The organism is Streptomyces sp. NPDC004609 (assembly GCF_042873655.1).
Lineage (GTDB): Bacteria > Actinomycetota > Actinomycetes > Streptomycetales > Streptomycetaceae > Streptomyces.
In genome coordinates this window covers 1-12,618 of sequence record NZ_JBIALS010000043.1, presented here as the reverse complement: position 1 = coordinate 12,618, position 12,618 = coordinate 1, and the positions used below count along the sequence as shown (strand labels likewise).

Annotated in this window: 11 protein-coding genes and 1 pseudogene; 9 read left to right on the top strand and 3 right to left on the bottom strand. The window is 68.9% G+C overall.

The window, feature by feature from the left end:
* Positions 1-123: 123 nt before the first annotated feature.
* Positions 124-1,275, bottom strand: coding sequence for an SPFH domain-containing protein (locus tag ACFYT4_RS31010; RefSeq protein WP_389276421.1), 1,152 nt, complete (start codon positions 1,273-1,275; stop codon positions 124-126).
* A 116-nt stretch (positions 1,276-1,391) separates the two neighbouring features.
* Positions 1,392-1,562 (bottom strand): hypothetical protein, encoded by a 171-nt coding sequence (locus tag ACFYT4_RS31005; RefSeq protein ID WP_389276418.1) that lies wholly within the window; start codon positions 1,560-1,562, stop codon positions 1,392-1,394.
* 594 nt (positions 1,563-2,156) lie between these two features.
* Here ACFYT4_RS31005 and ACFYT4_RS31000 point away from each other — a divergent pair.
* The 7 genes from ACFYT4_RS31000 (at position 2,157) to ACFYT4_RS30970 (ending at position 8,606) form a co-directional block, all read left to right on the top strand.
* Positions 2,157-2,897, top strand: coding sequence for a DUF1684 domain-containing protein (locus tag ACFYT4_RS31000; RefSeq protein ID WP_389276415.1), 741 nt, complete (start codon positions 2,157-2,159; stop codon positions 2,895-2,897).
* 47 nt (positions 2,898-2,944) lie between these two features.
* Positions 2,945-4,462, top strand: a complete 1,518-nt coding sequence (locus ACFYT4_RS30995; RefSeq protein WP_389276412.1) for an ABC transporter substrate-binding protein — start codon at positions 2,945-2,947, stop codon at positions 4,460-4,462.
* Complete coding sequence (locus ACFYT4_RS30990; RefSeq protein WP_389276409.1) at positions 4,462-5,427, top strand: ABC transporter permease; 966 nt, start codon at positions 4,462-4,464, stop codon at positions 5,425-5,427. The genes ACFYT4_RS30995 and ACFYT4_RS30990 overlap by 1 nt, the downstream gene beginning before the upstream one ends.
* The gene (locus ACFYT4_RS30985) at positions 5,424-6,251 is read left to right on the top strand and encodes an ABC transporter permease (protein WP_389276406.1); all 828 of its coding nucleotides are present in this window, start codon (positions 5,424-5,426) and stop codon (positions 6,249-6,251) included. The genes ACFYT4_RS30990 and ACFYT4_RS30985 overlap by 4 nt, the downstream gene beginning before the upstream one ends.
* Positions 6,248-7,048: an ATP-binding cassette domain-containing protein gene (locus ACFYT4_RS30980; protein ID WP_389276403.1), complete on the top strand. Its 801-nt coding sequence runs from the start codon at positions 6,248-6,250 to the stop codon at positions 7,046-7,048. Before ACFYT4_RS30985 ends, ACFYT4_RS30980 begins: the two co-directional genes overlap by 4 nt.
* Positions 7,045-7,809 carry an ABC transporter ATP-binding protein gene (locus ACFYT4_RS30975; protein WP_389276400.1) on the top strand — a complete coding sequence of 255 codons (765 nt, stop codon included), beginning with the start codon at positions 7,045-7,047 and terminating at the stop codon, positions 7,807-7,809. Before ACFYT4_RS30980 ends, ACFYT4_RS30975 begins: the two co-directional genes overlap by 4 nt.
* 353 nt (positions 7,810-8,162) lie before the next feature.
* Positions 8,163-8,606: a hypothetical protein gene (locus ACFYT4_RS30970; protein ID WP_389276397.1), complete on the top strand. Its 444-nt coding sequence runs from the start codon at positions 8,163-8,165 to the stop codon at positions 8,604-8,606.
* Positions 8,607-8,653: 47 nt separating this feature from the next.
* Here ACFYT4_RS30970 and ACFYT4_RS30965 read toward each other — a convergent pair whose 3' ends face one another.
* Positions 8,654-9,502, bottom strand: coding sequence for a recombinase family protein (locus tag ACFYT4_RS30965; RefSeq protein WP_389276394.1), 849 nt, complete (start codon positions 9,500-9,502; stop codon positions 8,654-8,656).
* A 387-nt stretch (positions 9,503-9,889) separates the two neighbouring features.
* Between ACFYT4_RS30965 and ACFYT4_RS30960 the strand changes: the two are divergent.
* Both ACFYT4_RS30960 and ACFYT4_RS30955 read left to right on the top strand, forming a co-directional pair.
* Positions 9,890-11,295 (top strand): annotated as a pseudogene (locus ACFYT4_RS30960) (IS1380 family transposase).
* 510 nt (positions 11,296-11,805) lie between these two features.
* Complete coding sequence (locus ACFYT4_RS30955) at positions 11,806-12,441, top strand: SMI1/KNR4 family protein (RefSeq protein ID WP_389276391.1); 636 nt, start codon at positions 11,806-11,808, stop codon at positions 12,439-12,441.
* The last annotated feature ends 177 nt before the right edge of the window (positions 12,442-12,618 follow it).

The following is a 12,618-nucleotide window of genomic DNA, read 5'->3' as shown; positions in this document are numbered from 1 at the left end:
TACAGGGGCCTGCCGGGGCGAAGCCGGCTGGATGAGGCCGTCGTCCGCCCTCGGGGACGACCGGTCGGGCCGGGGCCGGGTCCACCGGGCGGGTCGTCCCCGTCGCCTTCCCCGGACCGGATCTCATGTCTTCTCGGGAGGACGCCGGGCGGAATCCCCGTCGACGGCCCGGTTCGTCGAGCGCTGGAGCGAGTGGAGGATGGCCAGTCCCTGGCCGACCACGCCCGCCGCCACTTCGTTGACGCCGGCGGTGCCGTTGAGCACGGTCAGATTGGCTTCCGACATCCCTCGGGCGGCTGCCTCGGCGAGGGCCGGCAGGTTCTCCACCACCCGGTTGGCCGCGATCAGTTCCTGGTTGCCGTCGCGGAGCGAGGTGGCACGGGCGGTGTTGGCGTCCGCCTGGGCCTGCGCCAGTGTCCGCTCGGCATAGGCGCTGCCGTCGGCCTCGAACTTGACCTGGTCGCGACCGGCTTCGGCCAGGGTGCGCTGCCGGTACGCCTCCGCGTCCGCCGGACGCCGTACCTCCGCCTCCAGCCGCTGCGCCGCGAGACCGGCCTGGCGCTGGGCCAGTGAGGTCTGCTCCTCGATGACCTCCTGGGACGCCCTGGCCTGGGCGAGCGGCCCGGCCTGCGCGGCGCGGGCGTTGGACTCTTCCGTCTCGGCCAGGAATCCCGCCCTTTTGATGGCCGTGTCCCGCTCGTACTCGGCCTTGAGCGCGGCGGCCTGCTGTTCACGCTCCGTCGCCTGCTGATCCGCTCTGGCCTGAGCGATGCGCGCCTGGCCCGCCACGGCGGCGGCGTGGGGCGCGGCGAGGTTGTCGATGTATCCGGTGGCGTCCTCGATCTCCTGGATCTGCAGGGCGTCCACGACGAGGCCGAGCTTCTCCATCTCACCGTGGCTGCCCGCCACCACTTCCTGGGCGACCCGGCTGCGCTCCCGGATGATCTGCTCCACGGTCAGCCCTCCGACGATGGAGCGCAGATGCCCGGCGAAGATCCGGCCGACGAGCTGCTCCATCCGGTTCTGTTCCGACAGGAACCGGCGGGCGGCGTTCGCGATCGAGACGGCGTCGTCCCCGACCTTGAACACGCAGACGGCACGCACGGTGAGCCGGATGCCCTGTTGTGTGACACAGTCCTCGGCGATCTCCGCCTCCTGCAGGGCCAGCGACAGCATGCGGGCCTTCTGTTTGACGGGCAGGACGAAACTGCCGTGACCGGTGACGATCCGGAACTGGGTGTCCTGTGCCTGTCGTTTGGAACCCGAGATGAGCATGGCCTCATTCGGTGCGGGTACGTGCCAGAACAACATGAGAGATCACCTGGCGTGTCTGGGTTCCGGGAAGCGTGCCGGCGGGAGACGGCGGCCCCGAGGCGGCCGGCCGGGGCGGCTCAGGAGGGCAGCGGCTCGACGATCACCGCGCGGGCGGAGATCGCGTCGACGACGATGACGCGGACGTCCTTGTCCACGGGCCGCGCCGACCACGCCGCGTAGGACTCCGACCCGCCGCGTACGGCCACGAGAACCTCTCCCGGACCGTCGGGCGGGATGGGCACCGTCACTCTGCCGATCGTCCCGACAGGGCTCTGCGAGGAATCATCGGCCGCGCGCATACGTCCCCTGAAGACGCGAGCATCCGAGGACGACCGTCCTGGGGGGCTGAGCCGTCATGAGAACCACCACCCGTGAGGCGCACGCTTCCGGTTCGGTCAAGACAGTGAAAGAAGGCCCTTGAGCCCAGGGCCTTTCTCGCTCCCTTCCACGGTACTCCGCCCTGCTGCGGCCCGCCCTGCCCCATCCGTCGCCGCACGCCGCGGAGGGGGAGGGCACCCGCGCCGCCGCCGCAGGCGCCCGTACCGGTGCCGCCACCCGGCCGTGCTCATACCGGTGCCGCCCGGCCGGGCCCGTACCAGTCCGACCCGTACCGTCCGTCACTGCGCTGTCCGTCACTCCGGGTGACGGCGGTCCCGTCGGCACCCCGGTGCCGCCCGAGAAAACCCCAGGTGATAAGGCATGTCGTGCGCGTCTTCGCCGTCATCTCACCATGTGTCACAACTTGACATTAGTTCACCTTATGGCAGATAAAGAGCACGCTTTGGGTTGAACCTCACGCCGGGTGACATTTGCGGCGTGGCCACCGATGGACGTCTACGCGAATGAGTCATGCCGTGTCCCACTCCGCCGTTCCCGCTCAGCCGACCGACGACCCCGCCGTGGGCTGGGAGGCGTGGTGCGACGACCGCATGCGTGCGGTCACCTCCGCGAACGGCAACCTCGCGCTCGTCGAGACCCGCTGGCTCCCCCTCGGGGAGCGGCCCGACCTCGACGCGGCCCGTGCCGGACAGCCGGAGAGCGTGACCGTCACCGCGATTCAGCGAACCGACCTCGTCAGCGGCGAGCCCGAGCACGGTCTGCGGTTCTGGGACGCGCGGTCGCCCGCGATCCGCGCCTTCGACCGCACCGAGGTCTTCCCCTATGACCCGGACTGGGTGCTGGACGCCTCCTACACCCCTGTGCCGGGCGCCCGGAAAGTGGCGTTCGAGCATATCCGTGACCATGGGGGTTCCCGTGATCTCGTGGTCCCCGGCGACATATCCCTCACCGTGGACGGCCGGGACTACACTCTGAGCGCCTTCGATGACGACGGTGTCCTGCTGCTCGTCTTCGGCGACCCCACCAACGGCGACACCACCTACGACGCCGGGCGCTTCCTCTTCGTCACCCGCACCGGCGAAGGCGCCGTCCGCCTCGACTTCAACCGAGCCTTCGTGCCCCCCTGCGGATTCTCCGACCAGTACAACTGTCCGATGCCGCCGCGGCAGAACCGCTTCCACCTGCCCGTTCACGCGGGTGAGAAGCGCCCGGTCTTCCGCGACGGCTTCCCCGGCAGCAACTGACCACCCCGGACGATCCTCCCCACAGCACGAAAGTACGTGTACCGAGCATGAGCATCAAGAAGACCTCCCTGTACGCGACCGCCACCGTCGCCGCCCTCGCCGTCACCCTCAGCGCCTGCGGCGGCGGATCCGGCAGCGGCGACTCCGCCAACGGGGGGCACGACCCGGACGCCACGGTCAACATCGGCTCGCTCTACGAACCGCAGAACCTCGACAACACCGCGGGCGGCGGCCAGGGCGTCACCGAAGCGCTCAACGGCAATGTCTACGAAGGGCTGTTCAAGCTCACCGACGCGGGCAAGGTCGAGAAGCTCCTCGCCCAGGACCACCAGGTCAGCGCGGACGGACTCACCTACACCTTCACCCTGCGCGACAACGTGACGTTCCACAGCGGCAAGAAGCTCACCAGCCAGGACGTCAAGTACAGCCTGGAGAAGGTCATCGCCGAGGACTCGCAGTCCGCCCGCAAGAGCAACCTCGCCGTCATCGACTCCGTCGAGACACCCGACGCGCGCACGGTGAAGGTGCGGCTGTCGAAGAAGTCGATCTCCTTCATCTACAACCTGTCGTACGTCTGGATCATCAACTCCGAGGCGAAGAACCTGAAGACCAGCGAGGACGGCACCGGCCCGTACAAGCTGGGCAAGTGGACCCGCGGATCCGCCCTCGGCCTCGACCGGTTCCCCGGCTACTGGGGCGACGCCGCCGAGAACAAGCAGGTCGTCTTCCGCTACTTCAAGGACGCGACCGCCCTCAACAACGCGCTGCTGACCAACGCCGTCGACGTCGTCACCAGCGGACAGTCGCCCGACGCCCTCGACCAGTTCAAGAACAACCCGAACTACAAGGTCAACGAGGGCAACTCGACCACCAAGCTGCTCCTCGCCTTCAACGACAAGGCCAAGCCCTTCACGGACGTCAAGGTCCGCCAGGCCGTCTCCGCGGCCATCGACGACGAGAAGCTGCTCGAATCCGTCTGGGGCGGCCACGGCAAGCTCATCGGCTCGATGGTGCCGCCCACCGACCCGTGGTACGAGGACCTCACCGCGATCGACGCGTACGACACCGAGCGCGCCAAGAAGCTGCTCGCCGAGGCCGGCTACCCGGACGGCTTCAGCTTCACCCTCGACACGCCGAACTACGACCCGCACCCGACCGCGGCGACGTTCATCAAGTCACAGCTCGCCAAGGTCGGCATCACCGTCGACATCAACACCATCACGCCCGACGAGTGGTACACCAAGGTCTACAAGAACCGCACCTTCACGGCGACTCTCCAGGAGCACGTCAACGACCGCGACCTCGTCTGGTACGGCAACCCCGACTTCTACTGGGGCTACGACGACAAGCAGGTCACCCAGTGGGTCGAGCAGGCCGAGCAGTCCTCCACGACGGCCGAGCAGACCGAACTGCTGAAGCAGGTCAACCGCAAGACCGCCGAGGACGCGGCCAGTGAGTGGCTGTATCTGTACCCGCAGATCGTTGTGGCCTCCAGCAAGCTGTCGGGCTACCCCCTCAACGGTCTGAACTCGCAGTTCCACGCCTACGACATCAAGAAGGGCTGATGGGGCGATATCTGCTGCGCCGCTTCGCCTTTCTGCTGGTATCGCTGGCGCTGGCGAGCGTCGTGCTCTTCGTGCTGCTGCGGATGCTGCCAGGAGACCCCGCCAACGCGCTCACCGCGGTGGGCGCCACCGACGAGCAGATAGCGGCGGCCCGGCACTCCATCGGCTCCGACAAGCCGCTGCCCGAACAGTTCGCCCACTGGATCGGGCAACTGGCCGGCGGGGACCTCGGAACGTCGTTCGTCAGCTCGCTGCCCGTCGGCCCCGAGGTCACCGCCCGGCTGAACGTGACGGTCCCGCTCACGCTCGCCGCGTTCGCCCTGGCGGTCCTCATCGCGGTCCCGGCCGGCTTCGTGGCCGCGTACCGGCGGCGCACCTGGTACGGCGCGCTGCTCAGCGGGGTCTCCCAACTGGGCATCGCCATACCGGTGTTCTGGCTCGGTATGATCCTCATCGCCGTGTTCGCGCTGAACGCCCGCTGGCTGCCGGCGGGCGGCTTCCCGCCGGACGGCTGGGCCCAGCCCGCCGAGGCGATCCGTTCGCTGACGCTCCCCGTCGTCACCATCGCCCTGGTGATGAGCGCGTCGCTGATCCGTTACGTCAGATCGGCGACGCTCGACGTCCTCGGCAGCGACCACCTCCGTACCGCGCGGGCGCTCGGATCCTCCTTCAGGGGGGCGATGTGGCGGCACGGGCTGCGCAACGCCTCCGTGCCGGTGATCTCGATCCTCGGGATCGAACTGGCGTCGACCCTCCTGGGCGCGGTGGTCGTGGAGTCCGTCTTCGCCCTGCCCGGCCTCGGCTCCCTGCTCGCGACCGGCATCGCACAGCACGACTACCCGGTGATCCAGGGCGTGCTGTTCGTCTCCACCTTCGCGGTGCTGATCATCGGATTCGCGGCCGACCTGGTTCAGCGGATCATCGACCCGCGGCTGCGCGGCGGACTCTCGGGAGGCACCCGGTGAAACGGTTCCTCACCCGGTCGCACACTCTGACGACCGGCTGCGTGGTGGCCGGACTGATCGGCCTGTTCGCGCTCGTCTCCCTGGTCTGGCTCCCGTACGCCTCCGACGACACCTCCGGCGGACGGCTCACCGCCCCCGGCGCGGACCACCTCCTCGGCACCGACAAACTCGGCCGCGATCTGCTCACCCAGGTGATGACCGGCTCCCGGATCGCCGTCCAGGCGGGCACCGGATCGGTCCTGATCGCGGCCACCGTCGGCGTCACCCTGGGAGTGCTGGCCGCGTTCGCGCAGGGCTGGCTCGACGACACCCTCTCCGCGTTCCTCGACATCCTCATCGCGTTCCCGACCCTGCTGCTGGCGATGCTCGTCGTCGCCGCCCGCTCGGCCACGCTCGGCTCCGCGGTGCTGGCCATCGGCCTGGCGCAGAGCGCGGTCGTGGGCCGCCTCGTACGCATCCTGGTCAAACGGGTCCTGGCCCAGGACTACATCACCGCCGCACGCACCTCGGGCACCTCGTGGACCAGGATCGTGGCCGGGCACGTACTGCCCAACATCTGGCCGACGCTCGCCGTGAACCTGGCCCTCCAGTTCGGGCTCGCCGTGCTGGCCGAGGCGGGTCTGTCCTATCTGGGCCTCGGCGCGCCGCCGCCGAACGCCTCGTGGGGCCGCATGCTCAACGAAGCCCAGGCCACATTCACCACGGCCCCCGCAGGGGCGCTGGCACCCGGCATCCTGCTCGTCCTGCTCGTCATCGGAGTGAACCTCATCGCCGACGGACTGCGCGACACCCTCGACCCGGCGGCCCGGCGGAGGCGCGCGTGAACATCCTCGACGTGACCGACCTCTCGATCCGTACGGCGGACGGGCGCACCCTCGTGGACGGCCTCCGTCTCGGCCTCGCCCCCGGCGAGCGCCTCGGCCTCATCGGCGAGTCGGGCTCCGGGAAGTCCCTGACCTCGCTCGCCCTGCTCGGCCTGCTCCCCGAGGGGATGACCGTGAGCGGCAGCATCGTCGTCGCCGGAACCCAGGTGGTGGGCGCGACCGAGAAGAAGCTCATGGGTGTACGCGGCAGACAAGCCGCGATCGTCTTCCAGGAGCCACTGACCGCACTCGACCCGCTGATGCGCGCCGGCCGGCAGATCGCCGAACCCCTCGCCAGACACCGGGGACTGAAGGGCGCGGAACTGAAACGGGAGATCCTGGCGGCGCTGGAGCAGGTGCGGCTGTCCGAGCCCGAGCGCATCGCCCGCGCCTTCCCTCACGAACTGTCCGGCGGCCAGCGCCAGCGCGTCGCCCTCGCCATGGCGCTGGCCTGCGACCCCGCACTGCTCATCGCGGACGAACCGACCACCGCACTCGACGTCACCGTGCAGGCCGAACTGCTGGACCTGCTCGATCTGCTGGTACGCGAGCGGGAGATGGCCGTCCTGTTCGTCAGCCACGACCTCGCGGTGGTCGCGAAGGTCGCCGACCGCGTCCTGGTGCTGAAGGACGGCCGTGCCGTGGAGGAAGGCGACGTCCGCGACATCGTCACCGCCCCGCGCGAGCCCTACACCAAGGCCCTCGTGGCCAGCGCGCGCCAACTGGAATCGGCCCTCGACCGAAGGAGCGGGCGATGACACCCGTACTGGAACTGGACGAGGTCTCCTTCGTCTACCGGGGGAGCACCACACCGGTCGTGGAGGACATCACGCTCACCGTGGAGAGCGGTCGCAGCCTGGCCCTGGTCGGCGAGTCCGGCGCGGGCAAGACGACGCTGCTCCGGATGCTGCTGGGACTCGCCCGCCCCACCTCGGGCACGGTCCGTTTCGACTCGCGGGAACTGCGGCTGCGCGACCGGGAGCTGATGCGGCGGTTCAGGCGCAGCGTGCAGTGCGTATTCCAGGACCCGTACTCCTCTCTCGACCCGCGCCGGCGCGTCGGGAGCATCGTCTCCGAACCCCTGCGCTCCCTCGGCATGGCGACCCGGCACACGGCCGCGCCCAAGGTGGCCGACGCGCTGAAACGGGTCGGTCTGCCGGCCGACGCCGCCGAACGCTATCCCCACGAGTTCTCCGGCGGCCAGCGCCAGCGCATCGCCATCGCGCGGGCCACGGTGTGCGACCCCAGGGTGCTGCTCGCCGACGAACCCGTCAGCGCGCTCGATGTGACGACCCGCGTCACCGTGGTGGATCTGCTGAACGAGCTGAAGCGGGAACAGGGCCTGACTCTCGTCATGGTCTCCCACGATCTGTCCGTGGTCGCCTCCCTGTGCGAGCGGACCGCCGTCCTCGAACGCGGCCGGATCGTGGAGGACGGCGACACCGCGCAGGTGCTGGGCGCTCCCGCGCATCCGTACACGGCCCGGCTGGTCGAGAGCGTGCCCCGGCTGCCCGTCTGACCGCTCGGGCCGCACCCGGCCCTTCCCGTGAGCTGAGGGCGCGCGGGTGGCTGAGTGCCGGTGGGTGACCGGAAGGCCCGCGCGGGCCGGTGCGTCGGTTGGGTGTCGACACCCGCTGGAGCACCCGGGTGGGGGTCCCCCCCCGGACGGAGTCGGGGGACGATACTGGTGGGCTCGCATATTCAACTGCCGCCAATCCAGGGGGAAGCAGGAATGACGGTAACTGTGTGTTACAGGAGAGCTCAGTAGCCCACTACCTAGTCCACGTCGGCTTGGCCTGGGCGGCCGGGTGTGTTCGGCCGCTGGACCCGGGCCAGTAGAGTGCGGGCGTCACCGGCATCGGGGGAGGGCTCGTGTTTGGCTTGTCAGGGCAGAGGCTGCAACAAGGCTTCGCGGACTTGGGGGACCTCACCGGCCAGACGCTGGAGCAGATCGTCGCTGCGGTTGGCTCACCGGTCAGTCAGAGCATGGTCGGGCCAGGACAAACCTTGTTCCAGTGGCAGAGCGGCAGCTACCACGTCGCGATCCTCTTCGAAGAGGGCCTGTTCGCGGGCATCATGAGTGAAGACTCGGGAGCGTTGCCCGGCGGGCGGAAGCTGACTCAGGGGTTTGCGAGTCTCGGCAATCTCGTGGGCCGCAGCCGAGACGACATCATCGCTGTGGTTGGGCCTCACTCCAGTTTCAGCGTAGCGGGGCCCAACCAGGTGCTTCTGCAATGGCAGAGCGACGTTTACCACATCGCTCTCCTCTTCGAAGGGGAGACGTGTGTGGGGATCACGCACGAGTTCGCCATCTGACCAGACCGCTTGGACCAGCGGTACAGCCGTTGGCGCTAAGCACTTGATCACTGCCGTTGGTTGCGGATCTCCGCGTTCGGGTGGGGCGGGGCCTGGAGTCGTTCGCGCAGGTCGATCTCCTCGGGGGTGAGTGGTTCCCCGGGCTGGCGGATGCGGGCGGGTTTGGGTCGCAGCGGCAGGCCGTCGTCCACCGCGGCGGCCTCGGCTTCCGCGAGCGCCCGGTAGAGCGAGGCGACCGACGGAGACTTGCCCGCGTTCTTCCCGGCCTTGATGGTGAGCTTCCCTGCGATGTCGGGGACAGGGACGCCCTTGTCCTTCAGTGCGGCGGCGAAGGTCAGCATGTCGTCGTCGATGGCCTTGGGGCGTCCGCCGTGGTTGCCCTTGGCCGCTGCGGCGACTTGGCCTTCGAGGGTCCTCTCCCGGATGTAGTTGCGCTCGATCTGCCCGGCGACGGCGAGGACGGCGAAGAACATGGCGCCCATGCCGTTGGGGTCGTAGATGCCGGTGAGCGGGCCGGTGAGGAGTTCGAGCTGGATACCGGAGTCCTGAAGCTCGGCGGACTGCGTCATCAGCTCGGCCGCGTTGCGCGCGAGACGCTTCAGCTCGTGCACGGTGAAGATGACCGTCATGTCGGGCGCGGTCTCCTTGAACTGGCGGGCCAGCGCGAGCGCCGCCTCCAGCTCGGGCCGCACCTTCACCCGGGTGCTGATCTGTTCCTTGAAGACCTTGTGGCACTCGGCGCGGTGGAGGGCTTCGAGCTGGCTCGCCAGCTCCTGCCGGGCGGTCGACGTCCTCGCGTACCCAATCCGGACCGGCCGTTCCGTGCGGGGCGCGGGGACCACGGAGAGCGTCGGGCCCTGCTTCCACGCGCGGCCGGGGAGCCGGTCGGCCGGCACCAGGATCTCCAGTTCCTCGCGAAGCGCGGGGTGTGGTACTTCGCGGCGGTTTTCCCGCCCCGGGTGCGGCAGGCGCTCCCGGCCGGGGCGTCACAGTTCGGGCAGTTGTGGCGTTCTACCGCCCATGCGGCCTGATCGGGCGTGAAATCCACGCCGGGATTCTCTCAGAAGTACCTCGCAGAACGCGTGGGTTTCGAGAGGGGTTTTGCGAATGGCGACCTGCGGAAACGCGATCGCCCCGGGGGCTCTCGCAGATAACCCATTTAGCCTGGCCGTTTCGCTTGAGCGGCGTCTGAATCTTGGGCGGAAACACGAAAGTGCCTTCTGACCTGGGACGATAGGGCTTGTCTAAGGCTTCTGTCGTTCCAGCAGGAAGGCACTTTCTGCGTGCACACTACCGCCTTGCGCCCCAAGCTCGTCGTCTCGGCCGACGGCCATGGAGTGGTCAGCCACGCAGGATCTCGACTGCTGGCCGATCTCGCCGACGCCACCGGCCTGACCGCCGCCTTCACCGACGCGCTGCGCCGTCTGCGGCCACGTGGCACCGGACACGTCCCCGGGTGGATCGCCGTGGACATGGCCGTGATGCTCGCCGACGGCGGCGAAGCGATCCGCGACCTCTCCGTCCTGCGCGACCAGCCTGCGGTGTTCGGCCCGGTCGCCTCCACACCGACCGCATGGCGGCTGCTGGCCGACATCGACTCCAAGACGCTCGCCGCGCTGCGGGCAGCCAGAGCCACGGCCCGGGAAGTCGCATGGCTGCAAGCCGCCGAGACCCGGGCGGGGATACCGTCTGCCCGCGCCGCCGGCCGCGACCTCGCCGGCCTGGTCCTGGACATCGACGCCACCCCGGTCACCTGCCATTCCGAGAAGGAGCAGGCGGCAGCCACCTACAAGCACGGCTTCGGTTCCACCCGCTGCTGTGCTTCCTGGACAACACCGGCGAGGCCCTCGCCGCACTGCTACGGCCCGGCAATGCCGGAGCCAACAGCGCAGCCGACCACATCACCATCCTGGACCAGGCCCTCGCCCAGATGCCCGACGCCCATCGCCACGGCACCGACCTCCTCGTCCGCGCCGACACCGCCGGAGGTGCCAGAGCTTTCCTGCACCACATCCGGTCCCGGCGCAAGCGCGGCATCCGCACGTTCTTCTCGGTCGGACACCCCGTCACCGGACAGGTCCGCCAGGCGATCCGGGCCCTGCCCGGCCAGGTCTGGCACCCCGCACTCGAGCAGGACGGGAGCTTGCGGACCGGAGCCGAAGTCGCCGAACTGACCGGCGTGATCGACCTGGCCGGCCACCCGGACGGCACCCGGGTCATCGTCCGCCGCGAGCGCCCGCACCCCGGCGCCCAACTGTCCCTGTTCGACCTGGACGAAGGCATGCGCCACCAGGTCTTCCTCACCGACACTCCCCACTCCTGCGGCGGAACAGCCCAGTACCTGGAAGCCCGCCACCGCGCGCATGCCCGCGTCGAAGACCGCATCCGCAACGGCAAGAACACCGGCTTCGGCCGCTTCCCGTCCCGCCACTTCACCATCAACGCCGCCTGGCTCGAGATCGCACTCGCCGCCACCGACCTGCTCGCATGGACTCGCACCCTGGTACTGGAAGGTGAACTGGCCACCGCCGAGCCGAAGAAGCTCCGCTACCGACTGCTGCACGCCGCCGCCCGCATCACCCGCGGCAGACGGCGCATCCGTCTGCGGATCGCCACCACCTGGCCCTGGCGACATGAGCTGACCAGCGCTTTCAACTGCATGGCCGCCCTGCCCCGACCAGCCACCTGACCACCATCACCGTCCCTGACCACACACGACCCAAGGAACCCGGAGAACCCGGCCGAGCGCCGGGCCATCGCCATGCCCACCGCAGACCAGAGGCCACCATTGCCAGTCACGCCGGAATCGACCCATCACAGTCACCCGAACGGCTGCGAAAATCTTGTCAGAGCCGCTCACTGGACAGACCCCACCGCGGCCGTCGTGGTGACCCAAAGTTGGTGGTCGCAACCTGCGTGAACGGTCACGTGGACAGGGCGGTGAGTTCTCCACCCAGTCCGGCCAAGCCCGTCACTCCTGGCGTACACGTGCCCGCGCACCGTCAGCCGTGCGCCGCTCCTGAGCCCCGGGCCCGTCCGGCCTCTGCACATGGTCCAGCCCGATTCCATGTCGAACCGGAGGAATACGACGGCTGCTTCGTCGGCCGCGCCGTACGAGCCGAACGTGAACTTCGCTTTCTACCTGAGCGCGTCACGATCAGCATCGTATGCATTCGGCCTGCCCGGTACGGTGAGTGGCATGAGTGACGATTCGCAACGGGTCGCCGAGTCCTGGGGCCGGATCGGAGCGTGGCTGCGTGCTCATGCTCCCGCTTCGGCCGCTCTGTTGCGCCCTCCGGCCAGTGATGCCGACATCGCGGCGGCGGAGGCGGCCATGGGTGTGGAGATCCCGATGGCGCTCGCGACTTGGTATCGCATCCATGACGGCTTCGACGAAGGATTTGGACGCGGCATATTGCCGTCGGACATGGCGATGTTGCCTCTCGGTGAGCTGGTCGACGAGTACGAGACCCATACGCAGCACTGGGAGCGGGAGCCGGGCCTTCTGCCTTTCGCGCGGAAGGATGGGGACATCTGGTCCGGCTGGTACGTGGACGCGCGCTCGAGTGAACCAACCTTTGGCGGCCTGGGCCACTGGTCGGTGGATGGAGGGGACGGTGCCTACCCGTCGGGTACGCAGGGGTGGCCGCTTGCCAGTTGGCTGACCGAGATAGCCGGAGCGCTGGAAGAAGGGCGGTGTCTGCACCGGCCGGACGGAGTGGACGACACCTACAATTGGCCGGTGTTGACCGGTCGCCGGGGGCTGACCTGGGTCGATCCCAGGGATCCCAGGTTGTTCCCCGAGGGAATGATCAAACTGAACGGTCCCCGTTAGGGCTAGCGGCCCGAGGCGTACACGCCTCGGGCCGCCATCTGACCGTCCGTTGGCGCTTACGCCTTAGGGACGGTGCACGTAACAGGGCTTCGGCGTGAAGCCGGTGTGTCCTGGTTTTGATCACGGGATGGTGAGGATCGCGAGAGGGCGGGTGGCATCGCGGGCGTTGTGCCGGAG

Bases quoted from the DNA above. Each gene is read 5' to 3' on its own strand.
- ACFYT4_RS31010 (WP_389276421.1), bottom strand. From the start codon at position 1,275: ATGCTCATCTCGGGTTCCAAACGACAGGCACAGGACACCCAGTTCCGG.
- ACFYT4_RS31000 (WP_389276415.1), top strand. From the start codon at position 2,157: ATGAGTCATGCCGTGTCCCACTCCGCCGTTCCCGCTCAGCCGACCGAC.
- ACFYT4_RS30995 (WP_389276412.1), top strand. From the start codon at position 2,945: ATGAGCATCAAGAAGACCTCCCTGTACGCGACCGCCACCGTCGCCGCC.
- ACFYT4_RS30990 (WP_389276409.1), top strand. From the start codon at position 4,462: ATGGGGCGATATCTGCTGCGCCGCTTCGCCTTTCTGCTGGTATCGCTG.
- ACFYT4_RS30975 (WP_389276400.1), top strand. From the start codon at position 7,045: ATGACACCCGTACTGGAACTGGACGAGGTCTCCTTCGTCTACCGGGGG.
- ACFYT4_RS30955 (WP_389276391.1), top strand. From the start codon at position 11,806: ATGAGTGACGATTCGCAACGGGTCGCCGAGTCCTGGGGCCGGATCGGA.